This is a genomic window from Paenibacillus sp. 3LSP (genome assembly GCF_032465655.1).
Classification (GTDB): domain Bacteria; phylum Bacillota; class Bacilli; order Paenibacillales; family Paenibacillaceae; genus Fontibacillus; species Fontibacillus barengoltzii.
The window spans coordinates 1-19,241 of record NZ_JAWDJI010000144.1; the positions used below are offsets into that span (position 1 = coordinate 1).

19 protein-coding genes are annotated in these 19,241 nt (G+C 53.0%); 15 read left to right on the top strand and 4 right to left on the bottom strand.

What is annotated here, in order from left to right:
• From RW092_RS11710 to RW092_RS11720, 3 genes are all read left to right on the top strand, one after another.
• A partial coding sequence (locus RW092_RS11710) for a polymorphic toxin-type HINT domain-containing protein (RefSeq protein WP_316010274.1) occupies positions 1 to 671 on the top strand: 671 nt, incomplete at its 5' end.
• Positions 672 to 1,290: 619 nt separating this feature from the next.
• Positions 1,291 to 1,524, top strand: coding sequence for a hypothetical protein (locus RW092_RS11715; RefSeq protein WP_016314417.1), 234 nt, complete (start codon positions 1,291 to 1,293; stop codon positions 1,522 to 1,524).
• A 241-nt stretch (positions 1,525 to 1,765) separates the two neighbouring features.
• On the top strand, positions 1,766 to 2,176 hold the full coding sequence (locus RW092_RS11720) for a hypothetical protein (RefSeq protein WP_028540417.1): 411 nt from the start codon (positions 1,766 to 1,768) through the stop codon (positions 2,174 to 2,176).
• Positions 2,177 to 2,398: 222 nt separating this feature from the next.
• Here the strand turns inward: RW092_RS11720 and RW092_RS11725 are convergent, their stop codons facing one another.
• Positions 2,399 to 2,590, bottom strand: coding sequence for a hypothetical protein (locus RW092_RS11725; RefSeq protein WP_016314416.1), 192 nt, complete (start codon positions 2,588 to 2,590; stop codon positions 2,399 to 2,401).
• A gap of 106 nt (positions 2,591 to 2,696) precedes the next feature.
• Between RW092_RS11725 and RW092_RS11730 the strand changes: the two genes are divergently transcribed.
• The 5 genes from RW092_RS11730 to RW092_RS11750 all read left to right on the top strand — a co-directional run bounded on the left by RW092_RS11730 (position 2,697) and on the right by RW092_RS11750 (position 8,676).
• On the top strand, positions 2,697 to 3,680 hold the full coding sequence (locus tag RW092_RS11730) for an SseB family protein (RefSeq protein WP_316010275.1): 984 nt from the start codon (positions 2,697 to 2,699) through the stop codon (positions 3,678 to 3,680).
• Positions 3,681 to 3,830: 150 nt separating this feature from the next.
• On the top strand, positions 3,831 to 4,997 hold the full coding sequence (locus tag RW092_RS11735; protein ID WP_316010276.1) for an MBL fold metallo-hydrolase: 1,167 nt from the start codon (positions 3,831 to 3,833) through the stop codon (positions 4,995 to 4,997).
• A gap of 75 nt (positions 4,998 to 5,072) precedes the next feature.
• Entirely contained in the window at positions 5,073 to 6,563 is a 1,491-nt protein-coding gene (locus RW092_RS11740) for a protein adenylyltransferase SelO (RefSeq protein WP_316010277.1), read from the top strand.
• 70 nt (positions 6,564 to 6,633) lie between these two features.
• Positions 6,634 to 7,311 carry an NAD(P)H-dependent oxidoreductase gene (locus tag RW092_RS11745; protein ID WP_085170008.1) on the top strand — a complete coding sequence of 226 codons (678 nt, stop codon included), beginning with the start codon at positions 6,634 to 6,636 and terminating at the stop codon, positions 7,309 to 7,311.
• 267 nt (positions 7,312 to 7,578) lie between these two features.
• Complete coding sequence (locus tag RW092_RS11750) at positions 7,579 to 8,676, top strand: MBL fold metallo-hydrolase (RefSeq protein ID WP_016314411.1); 1,098 nt, start codon at positions 7,579 to 7,581, stop codon at positions 8,674 to 8,676.
• Between the two features lie 64 nt (positions 8,677 to 8,740).
• Here the strand turns inward: RW092_RS11750 and RW092_RS11755 are convergent, their stop codons facing one another.
• Positions 8,741 to 9,280 (bottom strand): isoprenylcysteine carboxylmethyltransferase family protein, encoded by a 540-nt coding sequence (locus RW092_RS11755; protein ID WP_316010278.1) that lies wholly within the window; start codon positions 9,278 to 9,280, stop codon positions 8,741 to 8,743.
• Positions 9,281 to 9,403: 123 nt separating this feature from the next.
• The gene (locus RW092_RS11760) at positions 9,404 to 10,330 is read right to left on the bottom strand and encodes a phosphatidate cytidylyltransferase (protein WP_085169976.1); all 927 of its coding nucleotides are present in this window, start codon (positions 10,328 to 10,330) and stop codon (positions 9,404 to 9,406) included.
• A 106-nt stretch (positions 10,331 to 10,436) separates the two neighbouring features.
• Between RW092_RS11760 and RW092_RS11765 the strand changes: the two genes are divergently transcribed.
• From RW092_RS11765 to RW092_RS11775, 3 genes are all read left to right on the top strand, one after another.
• Positions 10,437 to 10,973 carry a hypothetical protein gene (locus RW092_RS11765; RefSeq protein WP_016314408.1) on the top strand — a complete coding sequence of 179 codons (537 nt, stop codon included), beginning with the start codon at positions 10,437 to 10,439 and terminating at the stop codon, positions 10,971 to 10,973.
• Positions 10,974 to 11,076: 103 nt separating this feature from the next.
• Positions 11,077 to 12,108 (top strand): ROK family transcriptional regulator, encoded by a 1,032-nt coding sequence (locus tag RW092_RS11770; RefSeq protein WP_316010279.1) that lies wholly within the window; start codon positions 11,077 to 11,079, stop codon positions 12,106 to 12,108.
• Positions 12,109 to 12,127: 19 nt separating this feature from the next.
• Entirely contained in the window at positions 12,128 to 13,351 is a 1,224-nt protein-coding gene (locus RW092_RS11775) for an MFS transporter (RefSeq protein WP_316010280.1), read from the top strand.
• 107 nt (positions 13,352 to 13,458) lie between these two features.
• On the opposite strand, the gene RW092_RS11780 is transcribed toward RW092_RS11775, so the two are convergent.
• On the bottom strand, positions 13,459 to 14,226 hold the full coding sequence (locus RW092_RS11780; protein WP_316010281.1) for a class I SAM-dependent methyltransferase: 768 nt from the start codon (positions 14,224 to 14,226) through the stop codon (positions 13,459 to 13,461).
• Between the two features lie 207 nt (positions 14,227 to 14,433).
• On the opposite strand from RW092_RS11780, the gene RW092_RS11785 reads away from it, so the two are divergent.
• The 4 genes from RW092_RS11785 to RW092_RS11800 all read left to right on the top strand — a co-directional run bounded on the left by RW092_RS11785 (position 14,434) and on the right by RW092_RS11800 (position 19,082).
• Positions 14,434 to 14,856, top strand: coding sequence for a hypothetical protein (locus RW092_RS11785; RefSeq protein ID WP_028540405.1), 423 nt, complete (start codon positions 14,434 to 14,436; stop codon positions 14,854 to 14,856).
• Positions 14,857 to 15,026: 170 nt separating this feature from the next.
• Positions 15,027 to 17,414: a GH36-type glycosyl hydrolase domain-containing protein gene (locus RW092_RS11790; RefSeq protein ID WP_316010282.1), complete on the top strand. Its 2,388-nt coding sequence runs from the start codon at positions 15,027 to 15,029 to the stop codon at positions 17,412 to 17,414.
• Between the two features lie 197 nt (positions 17,415 to 17,611).
• The gene (locus RW092_RS11795; RefSeq protein ID WP_316010283.1) at positions 17,612 to 18,511 is read left to right on the top strand and encodes a M15 family metallopeptidase; all 900 of its coding nucleotides are present in this window, start codon (positions 17,612 to 17,614) and stop codon (positions 18,509 to 18,511) included.
• Between the two features lie 28 nt (positions 18,512 to 18,539).
• Positions 18,540 to 19,082 carry a VanZ family protein gene (locus tag RW092_RS11800; RefSeq protein WP_316010284.1) on the top strand — a complete coding sequence of 181 codons (543 nt, stop codon included), beginning with the start codon at positions 18,540 to 18,542 and terminating at the stop codon, positions 19,080 to 19,082.
• The last annotated feature ends 159 nt before the right edge of the window (positions 19,083 to 19,241 follow it).

Genomic DNA, 19,241 nt, shown 5'->3' on the forward strand with positions numbered 1-19,241 from the left:
GAACTAAGGTTCTTACAGACGAAGGGGAGAAACCTATCGAGGAAATCGAGGTAGGTGACAAAGTTCTAGCCAAAGACGATGAAACAGGCGAGATGGCTTACAAGGAAGTCGAGTGGCTCTTCCAACGTGATGTTGAGGAAACGTATAATATTACTGTTGGTGGCGAAGTCATAACAACAACTGATGAGCATCCGTTTTGGATTGTCGGCAAAGGATGGGTGGAAGCACAGCATCTTGCGGTGGGCGATGTTCTGACAACCTCAGATGGTATTAAATTAGCAATAGAAAAGATTGAGGTTAAGCAGGAACATGTTACAGTCTACAACTTTAAGGTGAAGGACTTCCATACCTACTTTGTATCTAACCTTGGTATTTGGACGCATAATGCATGTGGACCGTATCAGTGGGGGAATAAAAATACATTACAAGACCATTTTGACCGACATGGCTCTGACTTTGGGGCGAAGAATTCTACTGAGTATGCGCAAATGGCTAATGATTTCTTTAAGAATAGAAATAAATACGAAGTAAAGGTAGATACTGACGGTACAATTAGAGTTTATGACCCAAAAACAAATACTTTCGGTTCTTACAATGCTGATGGAACATCAAAAACATTTTATAAGCCAACAAGAGGACGAGCTTATTGGGATGACCAGCCCGGAAAATGAGGAGGATTACATGAATCGAGTTTGCTTAGTGTGCAACTATCAGGAACTATATGAACCACCGTATGATAATAGAGGTGTACCTTCTGACGAGATATGTCCATGCTGTGGATTCCATTATGGTTTTGATGATGATGGGTACAGCAACAAGGAAGAGGCTTTTAAACTGTGGCTAGATAAGTGGATAAAGGATGGTTGTCCATGGTTTTCTAAGAGTAGGAAGCCACCAAAAAATTGGAATCCTGCTGAACAACTAAAATAAGAAATAAAATTTACTTTGACCTTGAGGGTGGCGATCCTCAAGGTCTTTCTTTTACCCCCACCCAGTGCAGAATGAATCGAGTGGTACACTTTGAAGGAACCTAACCTTCATCTCCTCCGTATGATATTCCTCTAATATGTTTGTACGTGAGATTTAATGAAAAGGTAAAGTTGAACAGGTCGATTATGGCCAGATGACACCATGCATGACCTTTTGTTGACTTAAAATAAACCCAAAGATGTCCAGGAACTTACAAACTTACTGAATGAAGCGCGGGAGAAATCAGAGTTCAGTAAGAAGAATAAATACTATCAGGTATATAAAGATTTCATCTGGGAACGGTACGATTTTGGATCCTTCATGGATGAAAACCAATATAATTACTTATACGGTTTAGTAACAGGAACGAGTGCCTATACCAATAATGCTGGTACAGCAAGTTGGGCGAGAGAACAACTAGTCGATGCGTATTTCGAACAGAAAGAAGCAGAATATGTCGCATTACTCGCACTTGGAATGGCTGGCGGCATAGGTGGTAGATATACGGGGGCTAAAAGTGGCACTAAGGGGACGGGGAATGCGTTAATTCGGTGAGCTACCAATACATCTGAACTAAACGTAAAACAATTTAATGGGTTAACAAATAATGGAGTAATGATTTGAGTAGCGATAGAGTTAAGGCATTTCATATTAATGTCAATCCTGAGGGTAAAGAGTTCTACCAGCCATATAAGTTGGACGGGGCTGTTCCGCAATTTATTAAGGATTTATTTGGATGGTGATAAGATGAGTGGTATTAAATTATACCGAAGCATCGTAATTGAACAGATATTTCATGAGTTTAAAGAACAACGAGGAATTTCTCTATTTAATCATTCATCAAACAGTAATAATATTGAGGATTTTATTTCAACGGCCTATGTTCTCTGTCCCAATATTATTGAGATCAATGGTTATATATTTATTGGCTGATTTCTTCGAGACTCAAGAGGATAAAGCACTTGATAAGTTATTGAAGTTAGAGGCACAATTCAATTCTAATAAAAGGCAAATAGAACAATGGGTTAATAGCTGGAGTTTTGGGGATTTTTTTATGGGAAAAGACTGTGAGTCTATGGATAATGAAAAAGTTTTGAAACAATTCGGTGATATCTTGGTATTTTATTGGTCTAGAAGAGCAAAAAAGAATTGTTTCCAGACAGAAATATTATTGTTGAATATGGTGAAGGACTTATGGGAGATCTAGGTCTTTCAATTACTCTATATGAGAAATGACTAATGTGAGATTCCCTTGAGATTGCTAACCCTCAAGATCTTGGAGGAAATAATACTTGGCATTGACCAAGTTCATGAGCGAATAAAGAAAAGGCAGGGAACTACAGAAATAATTTAAGACTTTGGGGACTACAATCCTCAAAGTCTTTTTCTACCCTCTCCACCCTAAGGAATCGGGTAGCACAGCTCCTTCTTAAAGAAACCTGCTTATCACAAGAATCACACCAATGATTCCAACTAAAATCAACAAATTGGTGATTTGTCGCCACAACCCGGGTACTCCTGTGGAGTGGAATTTTTGTTCATTGGCATCGAAATGCGCCTTGGCGCCGTGCGGATCGGCGGGATGAGAGAAGGGTTTTCCATGATCGTTGTTATTATCCATGAACACTGCCTCCTTTCGTCATTGAAATTATTGTACCAGTTTTTTACTTTCACCACACCGATATAAGCTATACTATATTCAAACGATAGGGGAAATGGGGTGCCAGATGAACGAAGAACGGAGAGACGAGATCGGGCGGAGGTTTCTGTTGACGCCGGAGGTTTCGCAGGAAGAGCTGGATGGGCTGGAGATTCAGGAACTGATTTTTTTGGTGCATGCAGCGAAGCGGTTTAAGGCGGAGGAGGCTTACCCGGATGTGTATTTGGATGAGCGGATGAAGGCTTTCCTCGGCGTGCTATATGAAAAAATAAAAAACGCCCCAACACTTTACGTCGCGTACGACCAGGCAACCGGATATCCTTACGTGGATGAGGAGGACCGGGTCTGGATGTTCTCGCAGCAGGCATTTGCCGAGAATGCGGAGGATTATTTCCGACAGCAGCTGCTGATGTTGGAGATGCAGCCGATCGGCGGGGCAGACGTGCTAAAGACATTTGCACAGCTTCATATTTTAGGGTTATCCAAGGTCCTTGTAGACAACGGTCAGTATCATATTGAAATCGAGCGGGACCAAATCCTACCGCCGCCGGATTGGACAGGGACGCCGGAGATCCGCATTCCCGTATCGAATCCCAGTTTGCAGCGGGCAATGATTCGGTTCTTCCAGACGCTGCATGCACCAACAGGCGATTCAGAGGCCCGAGGCCAGCAGCTCAACGCACTGGAGGCCGAGATGCTGGATGAAATCCTGCAGGCGAAGTTCCTGGTACCTATGCAAGTGAAAGAGTCTGACCCAGCACCTGCAGATGAGCAAGGCATGAGAACCTTAAAGCAAGGGGCGATTCTGCAGTTTGGCGTGCTCAGCGCGAAGGATGGCTCGACTTGGCTGCCGGCGTTTACGGATTGGCCGGAGTTCGAGAAGGTTTACGATAAAACGGTTTGGAGCAGCAACGTCGCCTCCTATGACGACTTGTTGACGGTATCCGGAAACTTAGAAGGTGTCGTCATTAACTGCCGGGGCATTTCCCTACAAATCGACGCGAAAAATCGGGAGCGGATCGAAGCCTACCGTCAAGAGCGCGGCGTGTAGCCTCGGCTCGGCGATCCACCAACCAAGTAACCCGCGCTTCTGCCTGCCGGGGAGCCCCGTCGCAGCGCGGTCATGGTCGCATAAATCCCCCGACTTTGGCACAACCTTCCTGCATGGATGTTATTTGTTCAGGGAAGGTGGATGGGGCTGATGATGTGGCTCTTTGTTTTGATTGCACTTGTGGTGCTTCTGGCCGTTGGATGGGATCTATTTCGGAGGCTGTACCCGCCCTTTGGCGGGAAGCCGTCGCCCGCTGACCTTCAGCGCTACCGGCAAACTCTGAATTATAAAGGAACGAAGTTCGAGTACCCGTTAGTAACGAAAGTATATAAACCGTCTCTCGGCAGTTTCTTTACGATGCTGCGCGAATATGTACAGCGGAGACCCGAACTGAAGCCCAAGCGGCCTTTGCCCCAAGTCAAGCTCGATCGGGAGGCGATGGAAGAGATCGAGGAGGATACGGTGATCTGGTTTGGCCATTCGGCGCTGCTGCTTCAAATCGGGGGAACCCGGCTGCTGTTAGACCCGATGTTTGGCCAGACCTCGTCGCCGATCGCCGGCGGCAGAAGATTCAACCGTGAGCTGCCCTTCGGCCATCTGGACGAGCTTCCTCCGGTGGATGCCGTCGTGTTGTCTCACGATCACTATGACCATCTGGATTACGGGACGATCCGGCGAATCCAAGATCGGGTTGGGCAATTTATCGGACCGCTGGGCTTCCGTTGCCACTTGGAGCGGTGGGGCGTCGAGCCTGCTCGAATCCGCGAATACGATTGGTGGGAGGAGCTGGAGCTGCATGGCGTGAAGTTGGCTTGCACGCCGGCCCGGCACTATTCGGGGAGAGGGCTCTTTAGCCAGAACGGCGGACTCTGGTGCTCCTGGGTGATTACCACGCCGGAGAAGCGGGTTTATTTTAGCGGGGATAGCGGGTATGGTCCGCATTTCAAGGAAATTGGCGACAAATACGGCCCCTTCGATCTCACCTTGATGGAGTGCGGCCAATATGATGACCGATGGTGGGATATTCATATGCTACCGGAGCAAACGGTGCGGGCTCATCTGGACGTGAAAGGGAATGTGTTGCTTCCTATTCATTGGGGAACTTTCGCGTTGGCGATGCACAGTTGGTATGATCCGATTCGCCGGCTCAGTTTAGAAGCTAGATTGCGGGGGGTTTCACTAGCGACGCCCAAAATCGGGGAGCCAGTCCGGATCGGGGGTTCGGAATACCCGAACGAGGTGTGGTGGCCAGCCGTCAGCGCAGCGCGAAAGGATCCCAAGTTTCGCGGGGCCCGTCCGTCCGGTACAATGGAGTAGGAAGGATGAACCCCTAACGGGGAAAGGCGTCAAATCAGAGCAGATTTTGCAAGGACGATTACGAAGGAGAACGCGATGAACGAACCAAGCGGACATCCGGATGCCGGATGGAATTTTGATAATAGTTATGCTAGATTGCCGGAGTTTTTCTACACGAAGCAGGAGGCCAAGCCGGTTCGAGCGCCGCAGCTGATTGTGCTTAACGACAAGCTGGCAGCCGAGCTCGGGCTGAATGCGGAGGCGCTGCGAAGCGAGGAGAACGTGGCTGTGTTCGCCGGCAACCAGTTGCCGCCGGGGGCGGAGCCGCTGGCTCAGGCCTATGCGGGCCATCAGTTCGGGTATTTCACGATGCTGGGGGACGGTCGGGCCCTGCTGCTCGGGGAGCAGATCACGCCTAGCGGCGATCGCTTCGACATTCAGCTCAAGGGCTCCGGCCGGACGCCGTATTCGCGCGGCGGGGACGGGCGCGCCGCGCTGGGTCCCATGCTGCGGGAGTATATCATCAGCGAGGCGATGCACGCGCTGGGCATACCCACGACCCGCAGCTTGGCGGTGGTGACCACCGGGGAAATGGTGGTCCGTGAACAGGACTTACGCGGGGCGATTCTCACCCGCGTGGCGTCCAGCCATGTGCGCGTCGGTACGTTCCAGTACGCCGCGCAATTCGGCGAGCCGGCGGACGTCCGCACGCTCGCCGACTACGTGATCCAGCGCCATTACCCGCAGCTGGCCGAGCTCGCCGACACCGGCGAGGCGGGCCGCTACCTGGCGCTGTTGCGGGAGGCGATCCGGCGCCAGGCCGCCCTGATCGCCCAATGGCAGCTCGTCGGGTTCATCCACGGCGTGATGAACACCGACAACATGGCTCTTAGCGGCGAGACGATCGACTATGGGCCCTGTGCCTTCATGGACGCGTACGACCCCGCGACCGTCTTCAGTTCCATCGACCGTCATGGCCGCTATGCTTACGGCAACCAGCCGTCCATCGCGGTGTGGAACTTGTCCCGGTTCGCCGAAAGCCTGTTGCCGCTGATGCATGACGAAGAAGAGCAAGCCATTCGGCTTGCCGAAGAAGCGCTGAAAGGCTTCGCCGGGCAGTTCGAAGCGGCTTGGCTGCAGGGGATGCGGTCGAAGCTCGGCATGTTTGGCGAACAGGCGGAAGACGCTGACCTGATCCATGACCTGCTCAGCCTGATGCATCAGCACCAGGCCGACTATACCAATACGTTTCTCGCATTGACCTTCAGCCGGTTGGAGGAGCTGCCGATGGCGTGCACGCCGGAATGGGCGGACTGGCTGGATCGTTGGCAGGCGCGGCTCGCTGGGCAGCCGGAATCGGAAGACGCGGCCCGGGAGCTGATGCGCCGCAGCAACCCGGCGGTCATCCCGCGTAACCATCGGGTGGAGGAAGCGCTCGAAGCCGCTGTGGAGCGGGATGATTACAGCGTGATGGAGCGCCTGCTGAGCGTGTTGGCCGAGCCTTTCGCCCATACGCCGGAACAGGCAGAATACGCGGAGCTGCCGCCGTCCAGCGACCGGCCGTACCGGACGTTTTGCGGGACATAATGGTTCGGCAGGTTTGCAACTTTATGTAGGTGAAGGAGTGATTTTTTCGGTTATGAGCCTGATTTCTAAAATGGACAAATCCGAACTCAAACAAGCGATTCTCGAGGCTTATCAATTCCGGCATGCTTGCAAAAAATTCGATCCAGACCGGGCCATTCCGGAGGAAGATTTTCAGTTCATCCTGGAGACGGCTCGCTTGTCACCCAGCTCGGTTGGCTTGGAGCCGTGGAAATTCGTCGTGCTGCAGAAGCCGGAGCTCCGCGAGAAGCTGCGCGCCGTCTCCTGGGGAGCTCAAGGGCAACTGCCAACAGCCAGCCATTTTGTTGTGATTTTGGCTCGGACAATGAAGGATCTGAGATATGACGCGCCTTACGTCACCCATATGATGAAAGAGGTGCACCACATCCCAGATGAGATCGTGAACCAGATGCTGAAGGGGAATTACAAGACTTTTCAAGAGTCTGACTTCCGGCTGCTGGAGAGCGACCGTGCGATGTTCGACTGGGCATGTAAACAGGCGTATATCGCCCTCGGCAACATGCTGACGGCTGCAGCGCTCATCGGCGTAGATTCCTGTCCGATTGAAGGGTTTGACCGAGACAAGGCAGAGCAGATTCTTCGGGAGGAAGGTTTGCTGGAAGACGACCGGTTTGGCATCGCTTGCTTCGCTGCTTTTGGCTATCGCGTGGCGGAGCCGCGTCCTAAATCGAGACAGGCGCTGGATGAGATCGTGAGCTGGGTGCGGTAACGGCCGAGAAAAACCAAGAATAGAAGCAGAAGCCAAGGATGCGGCTAACATCCTCGGCTCTGCACACGAATGGCGCCTATCGGCGTTCGGCTTCCTTCTTGGTGCTGTACGATCAGAAATAGACCGTTTCCTTGGTGAGTGGGCGGTCTATTTCTTTTTAAAGTAGGTAAGCACTTTCCCTCATTTGGCATTGCCCCTGCAATGCAGTATACTCTGCTTGAATCCTTCACTTCTCCACTCTATACATAGGAAAAGGCGGTATCCTGCATGTATATTGCTTTAGGTATCTTACTTGTCTTCATCATCGGCGTCACGCTCTTTCTTCGTCTGCACCCGGCCTTTGGCGGGAAGGCTTCCCCTGCAATGCGGGCGCGTTACGCACAATCCCCGAACCGGCAGGGCAGGAAGTTTGTGTACACGGAACCTGCTTCTCCACCCCAGCCTGCTTCGGGCAATATGATTTCGGTGCTGCGGGATTACCTGCGGGGCAACCCGCGAGTAAGGCCGGATCGGCCGCTTCCGGTCGTGCAGCTGACGCCGGAGACGCTAGGGCGCCTGGACCGCGACATGGTGGTTTGGCTGGGGCATTCGGCCCTGCTTCTGCATTTCGGAGGCAAGCGCCTGCTGCTTGATCCGATGCTGGGTCTGTCGCCCACGCCGGTCCCTCCTTTTGGCGGCAAGCGGTTTAACCCGCAGCTGCCGTTTGATTTGGAGGATTTGCCGGCCGTCGATGCGGTGATCTTGTCCCATGATCACTACGATCATTTAGATTATGGGACCATCAAGGCGTTGAAAGATAAGGTGGGGCGTTTTATTGTCCCGCTAGGAGTGGGCAGCCACCTGGAACGCTGGGGCGTGGAGCCGGGGCGGATCAGCGAGCATGACTGGTGGGAGGAGCTGGAATGGAGCGGCTTGAAGCTCGTTTGCACGCCCGCTCGTCATTTTTCGGGACGGGGCCTTGCGAATCGGAACGGCACATTGTGGTGCTCCTGGGTGATTGCGTCGCCGGAACGTAAAGTATTTTTCAGCGGGGACAGCGGGTATGGTCCGCATTTTCGGCAGATCGGCGAGAAGTATGGGCCGTTTGATTTGGCTTTGATGGAATGCGGACAATACGATCCCCGGTGGATCGACATCCATATGCTTCCCGAACAGTCGGTGCAGGCACATCGGGACGTACAGGGCGGCTTGCTTCTCCCGATTCACTGGGCGGCGTTCACGTTGTCGCTGCATGATTGGAACGATCCCATTCGCCGTGCGACAGCAGAAGCCGAACGCCAAGGCGTACCTATCGCCACTCCGAAAATCGGCGAGCCGGTGTATCTCGGAGACCCGGCGTACCCTAAGGAAGTATGGTGGACTTAAAAAGAATGAGGCTCTCCCGAAATGCTAATACCTCGGAAAAGCCTCTTTTTTCATGTCGAGAATCTTACTTGTACCCCCGGAACTTCTTCCTCATGACCTTCTCCTCCAGTCGAATCCGGTTGAACAACGTGATCAGATGGAGCACGAACAGTGGGATAAACACGACCCAGCCCTGCGAAATGATTGCGAAGCTGAGCACCTCCGGGATCATGTTCAAGTAATAATTGGGATGCTTGACGCGCTTGAATAGCGGAGTTTCGATCAATTGATGGCTCTTGGCAATATAGATTTTGAAGGTCCAGAAGCGTCCCAGCGTACGGATGACATAGATGAGCACCGCCATCGCGAACGCATAAACGACCAGACCGATATAGGTATGCACGCCGACGGGCACATCCTCCACGAAAGCATAACCGATCGTGCTGAGGTAGATCAGAAACTGCACGACGATCAGCGCCCGACTGTTGGTCTTGCCGAATTCGAGGCCTCCGTGAGCCTTGATGCGAGCTTCATTGCGCCCCGAGACAATAGCCGAAGGGACACGAAGCAAAGTTAGTATAATGAGAATGATGCCGGTCACCATGGTTGGTTCCTCCTTAAACATGCACGAAAACGGCAAAAGCGCCACGTCATGCGGATTTTAAAAGACGCTTCTTCACTGTACGCTCTGAATGTTAATGCCATGTTAAAACAGCGTCTTAAGGTCCAGCCCGGACTTCATCTCATCCTACATGAAATCAAAGAAATACCGCGTCACATGAAAAAAGACCGGCGACGTATACGTTAAGCTGTCGACCAAGCTCAGGTAGCTCTTCTTCAAGGATTGAGCCTTGTCGTCGTCCCCGATGAGCAAATCCCGCTTCAGGACAGAGATGGTGGTGCTGCCGATAAAGCCGCCCAACCCAATCAGCATCCCGGCGAACAAGCCAAACGAAGAACCTAGCGGTGTCAGGAACGGAGCCAGGAAGTAAGCTGCGAGGGACGTTACCACGAGCGAGCACGCGAAGCCCTCCCACGTCATGAACGGATTCGCCGTCGGCACAACTTTACGTTTGCCGAAGTACGACGAAGCGGCATAATGGACGATATCATTAAGCTGGGTCAGAACGACTAGAAAGAGCACCAGACCTGCCCCATACTGCGGCGTGGCGAACGGGAAATACGCGAGATGGCTGAGACCAAACACCATCAGCATCAACCCCCACTGAACCCGGCTCACGCTGCGCAGGAACCCGGCTGTTCCTTTGTTAATCATGCGAGGAAGCGGCAAGAACAGGAACACATACACCGGAATAAATACGATAAACATGCCGTACCATTCGATCAAGATCCAGTAGAACTGAACTGGAATCGCCAGATATGCCCACAGAAACAACCGACGCTCGGATTTGCGTGAGCGGATCATGGAAAAGTATTCTTTTAACGCGAAAAAAGATAGCAGCATCACCGCAAGCAACGATACGACCGGATTAAATAAGGTGGCCAAGCAGAGAATCAGCCACATGCCCCACCAGGTGCGCAGGCGCTGGCTAAAGGCTAAATAAGTCTCACCGCCGGGCCCGGGAACTTTCGGCTTCAGGACCACGCAGATGAGATGAATAGCTGCCAGGACCACGAAAATCACGATCATCGTCCATTGCAGATTGTTTAGCATGCTCAATCCCAACTTCCTCCGGAGGTAGATTCCACCAAAGGAATCATATGTTATTATGGAGGAATAGTCTAGATATAGTCTACATGGGAGAAGGGGAATTTCATCCATGGCCGCGGAACGCTCGGTGTATATTTTACTTACGAATACAGGAACACTCTTCACCAAAATGATCAAAGGATACACAAGGGCGCCTTACAATCACGCCTCGATCTCGTTCAATCGGGAGTTGTCGGAGTTGTACAGCTTTGGGCGGAAGCATCCGAATAACCCGCTGAACGGCGGATTTGTCAAAGAGGATATCAAGACCGGTACGTTCAGTAAGTATCCGAACACGACCTGCGTCATTTATGAGCTAAAGGTGACCCCGCGTGAGGTGGAGAAAATGGAGCGCGTGCTTCAACTGTTTATTCGCAAGCGCCAAAAGTTCCTGTACAACATTCTTGGCGTCATCGGCATCGCTTTGAAGGAGCCGATTGAGTTCAGCAACTCTTATTTTTGCTCGCAATTCGTGGCGGAGATTCTGGAGCGCTCGGGGATTAAACTGTGGAATAAGCTGCCTGCGCTGGTGACGCCGGACGATTTCCGGAAGTGCGATCGGCTTCAGCTCATCTATGAAGGGAAGCTCAGCGAATACGAGCCGTAGACTGCGGAATTTTTTTTTAGACTCCCTCTTCCCCTTCTCGTGTGAATATGATACGCTGTCGTTAACTTATTAAAGATGTTTAAAAAGTAGTGGAGGTACCTCAATGAACGAAATGCCAGCCACGCCGAAAGGGATGAAGCAGGTGATCCGCAGCGGCATCCGCTCGGCACTGCTGGCGATGGGCAGCGCGACGAAGGCGGAACTGAGCGGGAAGCTGGACGTCAGCTTTCCGACCATCAGCAAGTTTCTGGCTGAAATGAAGGAGGCCGGAGAGATTGCGACCATCGGGATCGACGATTCCAGCGGCGGCCGGCGGGCGGAGCGTTACGCCTATAATCCAGAGTATATGCTGGGTCTGGCGGTGTTTCTGGAGCGGGAGGAGACGAATTACACGGTCTTTAATTGTCATGGCGAAGTGAAAGAAGAAGGTCGCAGGCCAAGTCTGCTGGCGGATCCCGGGGACAGCCTGGCGGAGTTGATCGGCGAACTGATCGACCGGTTCCCGAAGCTTCAGTCGCTGGCGATTGGCGTACCCGGAGCGGTCAATCAAGGCCGGATTATTCATATTCCTGCTTATGAGGCATTCCAGAACTTCGATCTGAAGAGCACCCTGGAAGCGCGTTTTGGTCTCCCTGTCGTTGTGGAGAACGATATGAATGCGGCGGTGTGGGGGTATTACCACAGCATAGATCCGCGCGACAACCCGTCGCTGGTCTACCTCTATTTCGGCCAAAATGGCCCCGGGGCCGGGATCTTGATCAACGGTGACGTTGTGAGGGGGCATTCATTCTTCTCCGGCGAGGTCTATTATGTCCCGCAATACGAGGAACGGAACTTCGGGCAGGCGCTGCAGGCGGGACGAAATCTTGGCCCCGGCAGAGCTGGAGCGGGGCCCGAGGGAGTGGATGCCGTCAGCCGGTTGGTCGCGGCCTGTACAGCGCTGATCAATCCGCATACTGTGGTGTTCTGCCATGATGAGGTGAGTGTCTCTTTGTTGAACGAAATCAAAGTGCAAAGCGCGCAATACGTGCCGGCCGAGCATCTGCCCCGGCTGATGATGAGCGACTGGCGGCGGGATTATTTGACCGGCTTGCAGCAGTTGGGACTTCATCTGATGATATCAACCCGTGGATAGGAGAAGGAGATCCAAACAGATGGCAACATTCTTTCTATTGATCATTTATTTAGCTTTCATCAGCTTGGGGCTGCCTGACTCGCTGCTCGGCTCGGCCTGGCCGATCATTCGCGGCGAGTTCGGCGCTCCGCTGGGGACTGCCGGCGTCTTATATATGATCGTCGCCGCCGGCACGATTGTATCCAGCTTGGCCAGCGGCTCGTTGCTGGGCCGGTTCGGCACAGGCAAGGTGACTCTGGTCAGCTGCCTGATGACGGCGGCGGCCTTGCTCGGTTATTCGGCGGCACCGTCGGTGTTCTGGTTTGGCGTCTTTGCGATTCCGCTGGGGCTGGGCGCTGGGGCGGTGGACTCCGGGCTCAACAACTATGTGGCTGCGCACTACAAAGCGCATCATATGAGCTGGCTGCACTGCTTCTGGGGCGTTGGCGCAACGCTGGGGCCGGTCATCATGGCCGGTTTTATCTCCGGCAGCGGGCACTGGCGCAGCGGCTATTTGACCGTGTCGATGATTCAATTCGCGCTGGTGGTGATTTTGCTCTTCTCCTTGCCGCTCTGGGATCGTGTGGCCCGGATCGCCGGCGATTCACGGAAGGAAGAGTTGCGTGAGATGGAAGCCGAGCAGCCGGACGAACGCCCGGTGAAGCCGCTGCGGATTCCCGGCGTCAAGCTGGCCCTCGCATCGTTTCTGTTCTATTGCGGGGTGGAGTCTACGGTCGGCTTATGGGGCAGCAGCTATCTCGTTGGCATCAAAGGAGTGGATGCGGCGACGGCAGCGAGCTGGGTTTCGTTGTATTTTGCCGGGATTACGGTGGGCCGCTTCATTGCCGGGTTCGTCACGTTTAAATTAAGTAACCGTGTGATGATCCGCGCAGGCCAGATTATCGCTTTGTTCGGCGCCGTTGTGCTGGTGCTGCCGCTCCCCGCGGCTCTGTCTCTGGTCGGCTTACTGATCATCGGCCTTGGCCTTGCTCCGATCTTTCCATGTATGCTGCATGAAACGCCGGTTCGCTTCGGCAAGAAGCAATCTCAGAAGATCATGGGCTATCAGATGGCCATGGCATACACCGGCAGCACGTTTATGCCGCCGTTGCTTGGGTTCCTGGCTTCACATTCCACGATTGGCGTGTTCCCGGTGTACATCGTGCTGTCGGCAGCAGCGATGTGGCTCTTCTCTGAGCGGTTGAACGTTTTCTTGAAAACAAGAGGCCATGCCTCGCAAGAGAGCGTGGTTTCTCCGCAATAGTCTGTCTTATCAGAAGCTAGCTTCGTTAGGTACGTATAACCTATGAGCTAGCTTCTGGATTCTCATTGTTCCCAGCGGGGAATGGGGACAAACCCGAAGTTTTCCGTTCACCCGGCTTTCTGGGCTAGAAACACGCCATAGGATAAATGGTTCCGGTAACGTTGCAGGAAAGCTTCATTTTCTCTGAAAAAGGTACCCACGGCGGGATCCTGCAGCGCCTCCAGGTCAATGACCCGGTGCGGGTCCCAAGCGTTCTGCCAATCGAAGGCTATCGCTCCGCCTCCGTTCCCTTTCTCGTTCTGTCGTCCATTTGGGGCCGCATCGGGTTCTGGTCCCCACTGCCGAACCTCCTGAAAACCGGCATCCCGCAGCATCCGCATCCAGGCGGCAGCGTCAGGCAAACGCGGATTGCCGTACAGCTCGCGCATTTCCCTCTCCAACGCAGGGTGAGGCTGGGTCTGAAACAGCTCGCGGTCCCACACGTGCCCACCCTTGCGCAGGACGCGATGATATTCACGGAACGCCTTCACCGGATCAGCGGCGAACACCGTAACGGACTCGGCGATGACCGCATCATAGGTGTCCGAGCGCAGCGGGATGGCGGTGATATTGCCTTGAATCCATTCGATTTGCAGTTGCTGCTGCTGGGCTCGTTGCTCGGCTTTCTCCAGCATTACGATACTTTGATCCATCGCCGTGACCTGTGCTCCCATCTGGGCTAACAGGCAGGCTGTTCTGCCCGTTCCGCAACCTACCTCCAGCACGCGCAATCCAGGTGTTATGCCAATAAACTCCATAAAATCAAGGGTTCCCTTAAATCCCCCTGGATGTGCCGAGCCTTCCCCCACGGCGGCGATGATTTCGTGGTAGTTCATCCTATAGCTGCCCCTCCTTTATCAACTTCCCGACTTCTCTCAACAGCAGAATATGCCGCGGCGCCTCCAGCGCGATTAAGATAGGCGTTCACCTTGGGAGTGGCCTCGGTTTTGAAGTTTTGTTTTCATTAGCGGGACATTCGCCCTGTACAAATACCCGGGGGATGAATAGGATAAATGAGCATTCGAGAGGGGAGGCACGAGTCTATGCAACAGATCTATCCGCTTAGCGTAGATACCTGCAAGCCGCATATCGGCAAAACCGTATGCGCGGTACTTCGGGACGGCCGCTATTACATTGGTACGATTACCGATGTGAACGAAAAGGGCATTCAGCTGAACGGAGGATATGCTTCGGGAGCCAACGTTCTCTCTACCCAACCCGCTAAAGCCAAGAAGCAGCTCCAGCAGCTGAAATCCAAATCCAAAGGCAACCCTAAAGCGTCAACTAAAGCGGTTCCCCACACCAAGGAGCAGGCACTAACGAAGGCGTATGGGTATGGGCCGGGGTATCCGTATTACGGGGGATATCCAGGAGGCGGCTATCCGTACTATCCTCCTTATGGCGCCTATGCGTTTGATTGGGCGGCGATCGCTTTGCTGTTCCTGATTCCGTTTCTGTTTATCTGATCAGGCCTGTGCCGACATGCGGCGATTCGAGTCAATTTCGTATTTTGCGGAAATTGGCTCTTTTTTTGTGCAAGTTTATAGAAGAAAACGCTTCATAAAAGGGCTTTCCGATGTATAATGTACATAGTTGTAGACAAGTAGACAAGATTACGCGGAAAAGAGGTTGAATCATGTTCAGAGCTACGGAGGACCAGGAATTCTACGAGTTGCTAAGCCCTACGCTCCTGCCTAAAGCGTCAGGATTCTTATGGAACGAAACGATGATGATTCATATGAACTGCCGGGGATATGCCGTTGCCCAATTTATGCAGCCGGAGCCGGCTAAGTATTCGCATGCCCCAAATCTGGAAGCGAAGACGTTTATGCAGCCGGAACAACCTTACTATGCGCATCATCCGGGCCGTTTCGTGTATGTGAAGGACGAGGAGGATCAAAGTCTGTTTTCGGCGCCGTATGAACCGATGCGGGTTAAGACCGACAGCTATTCCTTTGCCTTGGGACAGAGCCGGATTGTCTGGAAGGTTGAGCATCAGGGGGTGTTGATCGAGATGACCCTCAGCTTGCCGAAGAAGGACCCGCTGGAGCTCTGGCGGGTGAAGGTGACGAACGTGTCGCAGCGGGCGCGGAAGCTGAGCATCTACCCGTACTTTACTGTTGGTTATATGTCTTGGATGAATCAATCCGGCCAATACCATGAGGACCTGCAGGCGATCGTCTGCTCTTCGGTGACACCGTATCAGAAGTACCAGGATTACGATAAGATTAAGTTTTTCCGTGATAAAACGTTCCTGATTGCCGAACACACTCCGGTGTCTTGGGAAGTGAACCAGGAGGCGTTCGAAGGTGAAGGCGGGATCACACGACCGTCCGCGTTGGAGCAAGCGGAGCTGTCGAAGGGAGATGCGCGGTACGAGACGCCGGCAGCGGTCATGCAATACCGGATGGAACTGGCGGCAGGAGAAACGCGGGAATACCGCTTCCTGTTCGGTCCGGCCCGCGATGAGCAGGAGATTGCACAAATTCGGGAGACGTATTTTGGCAAGGCTGATGGTGCATCGGGTGAGGATGGATTTGTGGCTGCTGAACGTGAATACGACCAGTACATCCGGGAAGGTCGAGGTTGCCTGACGATCTCTACCCCTGACAAGGATCTTGATCTCTTCGTCAATCGCTGGTTGCCGCGGCAAATTTATTATCATGGCCAGACGAACCGCCTGACCACCGACCCGCAAACCCGGAACTATTTGCAGGATCATATGGGCATGAGCTATATCAAGCCGCAGGTAGCGCGAGCCTCGTTCTTAACGGCGCTGAGTCAGCAGAAGGCGAACGGCGCCATGCCGGACGGGATCGTGTTGCATCCGGACGCGGAACTGAAATATATCAACCAGGTGCCGCATACAGACCACTGTGTCTGGCTGCCTATCTGCCTGAGCACGTATTTGGATGAAACGGGTGACTACTCAATTTTGGAGGAAAAGGTGGCCTATGCCGACAGTGAAGAAGCCGAACCTGTATATCTCCATGTTGATAAAGCGATGCGTTGGTTGATGAACGACCGCGACGAGCGGGGGCTGAACTACATCAATCAAGGCGACTGGTGCGACCCGATGAATATGGTTGGCTACAAAGGGAAAGGGGTATCCGGATGGCTGACGATCGCCACAGCGTATGCGTTCCAGGTTTGGGCCGGCATTTGTGAGAACAGCGGACGGCCTGAGGTTGCCCGGGATTACCGTGCGGCGGCGGAGGAGACCAACGAAGTAGTGAACCGCTACCTGTGGGACGGCAATTGGTATGCGCGGGGCATCACTGACGATAACGTCGTGTTTGGGATTAGTACCGATGAAGAAGGCCGGATCTTCATCAACCCGCAGGGTTGGTCGATGCTGAGCGGCGCGGCCGATGCCGATAAACGCGAGAAGCTGATGCGCGCAGTTCGCGAGCAGTTAGAGACGCCATACGGCGTGGAGAAGCTCGCACCTTCCTACACGAAGATGCGCGAGGATGTCGGCCGGGTGACGCAGAAGCACCCGGGGTCCGCAGAGAACGGTGCGGTGTACAATCATGCCGCCGCCTTCTATATCTACGCGTTATATACGGTGGGTGAGCAGGACGATGCGTTCCGGCTGCTGCGCAAAATGCTGCCCGGCCCGGATCTTGAGGACATCGTGCAACGGGGGCAACTGCCGGTATTCATCCCGAACTATTACCGGGGAGCTTATCGGCAATTCCCGCGGACGGCAGGGCGCTCCAGCCATCTGTTCAACACGGGCACGGTGCCGTGGGTGTACCGCTGCTTGATCGACGGGCTGTTTGGCGTGCAGGGCACGAAAGACGGCATCCGCGTGAATCCGCAGCTTCCGTCCCATTGGAACGAGGCAGCGATTACACGCGAATTCCGTGGAGCCACACTGCATGTTGAAATTCGGCGGGACGCAGCAGTAGCGGAGACAACAGTTTACGCGGATGGCGAGCTGCTGCCGGAAGGTGTGCTGCGGAATGTGCAGCCGGGCAAGACTTATCGCGTGCAGGTGAAGCTGCCTGCCGGAGCGTAAGCGAAAGCGGCGGAGGAAAAAGCAAGAAGCGTAAGTGTGATGGGATCCCCCTCGCGCTTGCGCTTTTTTTGCGTTGTCTGTTTGGTATTCCATGCGTCTCCCTCATCAAATTTAAGAAAAACTTTATTTTTTCCTCCCATTCTTCTTAATTTATAAAAGGTATCTTAAAGGGGAAGAAAAGCTAGGGGGAAATTGACGTGAAAAAGTGGATTATCTGCCTGATGATCCTGGTGCTGCTGGGATACGGGGTTTCTAAATTTAAGGCCGAAATCGTGCGGACGCCGGAGGACTCAGATTCAAGACCGCGTGTAGAGGACGTTGAGCCCATTAATGATCCTGCTTCCGATTCATCGCAGGGTGCAAAGAGCATGACGATTGATGTCACCAAGGAGATGATATATCAGGGTGATCTGCTGCTGGTGAACAAGGACCATCCCGTTCCCAAGGGGCTGCATCCTGAGAAAGAAGCGGTGAGCCTGATCAAGAATCCTGAGTTCATCGACGGATTTGGCGTGTTAGATAACCAAGTCCTGTTGTCGCCGCGCATGGCGGAACGTTTTGCAACGATGGTGAAGGCCGCCGGGGAGGAAGGAATCAACCATTTCCTGATCAGCAGCGGGTACCGGGACGAAGAGAAGCAGGACGAGCTGTACCGCCAAATGGGTTCCAAGCTGGCATTGCCGGCCGGATACAGCGAGCATAACCTGGGGCTGTCGCTGGACATCGGGTCGTCCCAAGCGGAGATGAATGTCGCCCCGGAAGGCCGGTGGTTGAAGGAGAATGCATGGAAATATGGATTTATTTTGCGATACCCGGACGACAAAACGGCGATCACAGGCATTCAGTTCGAGCCTTGGCACTTCCGGTACGTGGGTCTGCCGCATAGCGCCATCATTCACGAAAACGGGTTTGTGCTGGAGCAATACTTGGATTATCTGAAGGAGCAACAGTCGGTGAGCATCACAGTACAAGGCCAGAAGTATCACGTCTTCTACTATCCGGTATCCAAAGATCGGACCATTGAGGTGCCGGTACAGGGCAGTTATGAGATTGCTGGCAATAACATGGACGGCGTTATCGTCACCGTTCGCGAGTAGTTCGGCAGTGAGCCCGAGTCTGGATATCATGAAAGTGAGGGATCTGATGGAGCCCATGGGAGCACAACGCTGGCGGAAGGACGTGAGCATTCGTGTGCTGTTCATCTTGTATATATGCCTTTTGGTAAAAATCATTTTGTTGAAGTTTCACCCTATGGAGCCGGCCTGGCTTTGGGGACGATTGCTATCGAATTTGCAGTCCCCTGACTTTCTAAGTCAACGATTGCAGGCAGGCAATCTCATTCCTTTGCGGGAAATTACGCGAAGCCTAAAGGGGATGACGGCGCATGAGATGATCAACCTGTTTGGCAATGTGCTGATTTTTATGCCGTTTGGGATACTTCTAGGACTGGTATTCCGCCACAAAGACATCACTTGGATCGTGACCTTGGTTTACGCATTTGCAGCGAGTTTCAGCTTGGAATGCGCTCAGCTTCTGCTGGCGATTGGTCAATTTGATGTGGATGATCTCATCCTCAATACGGGTGGAGCATTATTTGGTTATTCCTTGTACCGCATCCGAACCGCTGCATTGAAGCAGCAAGGTGGGGTTCGGACAGAAGAAGGATAATGATGAGAATACCGGGGACGTGTATTAAGTAAAATCACAATGCACACTTTTTGTAAGTTGCTTGACAAAAGGAATTGTGGCGGCTATCATTAACTCAAGTTTGATTAATCCAAATTAAGGATATTGGAGAAGTTCGGAATCATGCCTGGTGGTGTGACA

Coding starts and splice junctions, on each gene's coding strand:
- RW092_RS11785 (WP_028540405.1), top strand. CDS start 14,434: ATGCAACAGATCTATCCGCTTAGCGTAGATACCTGCAAGCCGCATATC.
- RW092_RS11790 (WP_316010282.1), top strand. CDS start 15,027: ATGTTCAGAGCTACGGAGGACCAGGAATTCTACGAGTTGCTAAGCCCT.
- RW092_RS11760 (WP_085169976.1), bottom strand. CDS start 10,330: ATGCTAAACAATCTGCAATGGACGATGATCGTGATTTTCGTGGTCCTG.
- RW092_RS11740 (WP_316010277.1), top strand. CDS start 5,073: ATGAACGAACCAAGCGGACATCCGGATGCCGGATGGAATTTTGATAAT.
- RW092_RS11725 (WP_016314416.1), bottom strand. CDS start 2,590: ATGGATAATAACAACGATCATGGAAAACCCTTCTCTCATCCCGCCGAT.
- RW092_RS11765 (WP_016314408.1), top strand. CDS start 10,437: ATGGCCGCGGAACGCTCGGTGTATATTTTACTTACGAATACAGGAACA.
- RW092_RS11800 (WP_316010284.1), top strand. CDS start 18,540: ATGAAAGTGAGGGATCTGATGGAGCCCATGGGAGCACAACGCTGGCGG.
- RW092_RS11720 (WP_028540417.1), top strand. CDS start 1,766: ATGAGTTTAAAGAACAACGAGGAATTTCTCTATTTAATCATTCATCAA.
- RW092_RS11780 (WP_316010281.1), bottom strand. CDS start 14,226: ATGAACTACCACGAAATCATCGCCGCCGTGGGGGAAGGCTCGGCACAT.
- RW092_RS11755 (WP_316010278.1), bottom strand. CDS start 9,280: ATGTTTAAGGAGGAACCAACCATGGTGACCGGCATCATTCTCATTATA.
- RW092_RS11735 (WP_316010276.1), top strand. CDS start 3,831: ATGATGTGGCTCTTTGTTTTGATTGCACTTGTGGTGCTTCTGGCCGTT.
- RW092_RS11750 (WP_016314411.1), top strand. CDS start 7,579: ATGTATATTGCTTTAGGTATCTTACTTGTCTTCATCATCGGCGTCACG.
- RW092_RS11770 (WP_316010279.1), top strand. CDS start 11,077: ATGAACGAAATGCCAGCCACGCCGAAAGGGATGAAGCAGGTGATCCGC.
- RW092_RS11745 (WP_085170008.1), top strand. CDS start 6,634: ATGGACAAATCCGAACTCAAACAAGCGATTCTCGAGGCTTATCAATTC.
- RW092_RS11715 (WP_016314417.1), top strand. CDS start 1,291: ATGGATGAAAACCAATATAATTACTTATACGGTTTAGTAACAGGAACG.
- RW092_RS11775 (WP_316010280.1), top strand. CDS start 12,128: ATGGCAACATTCTTTCTATTGATCATTTATTTAGCTTTCATCAGCTTG.
- RW092_RS11730 (WP_316010275.1), top strand. CDS start 2,697: ATGAACGAAGAACGGAGAGACGAGATCGGGCGGAGGTTTCTGTTGACG.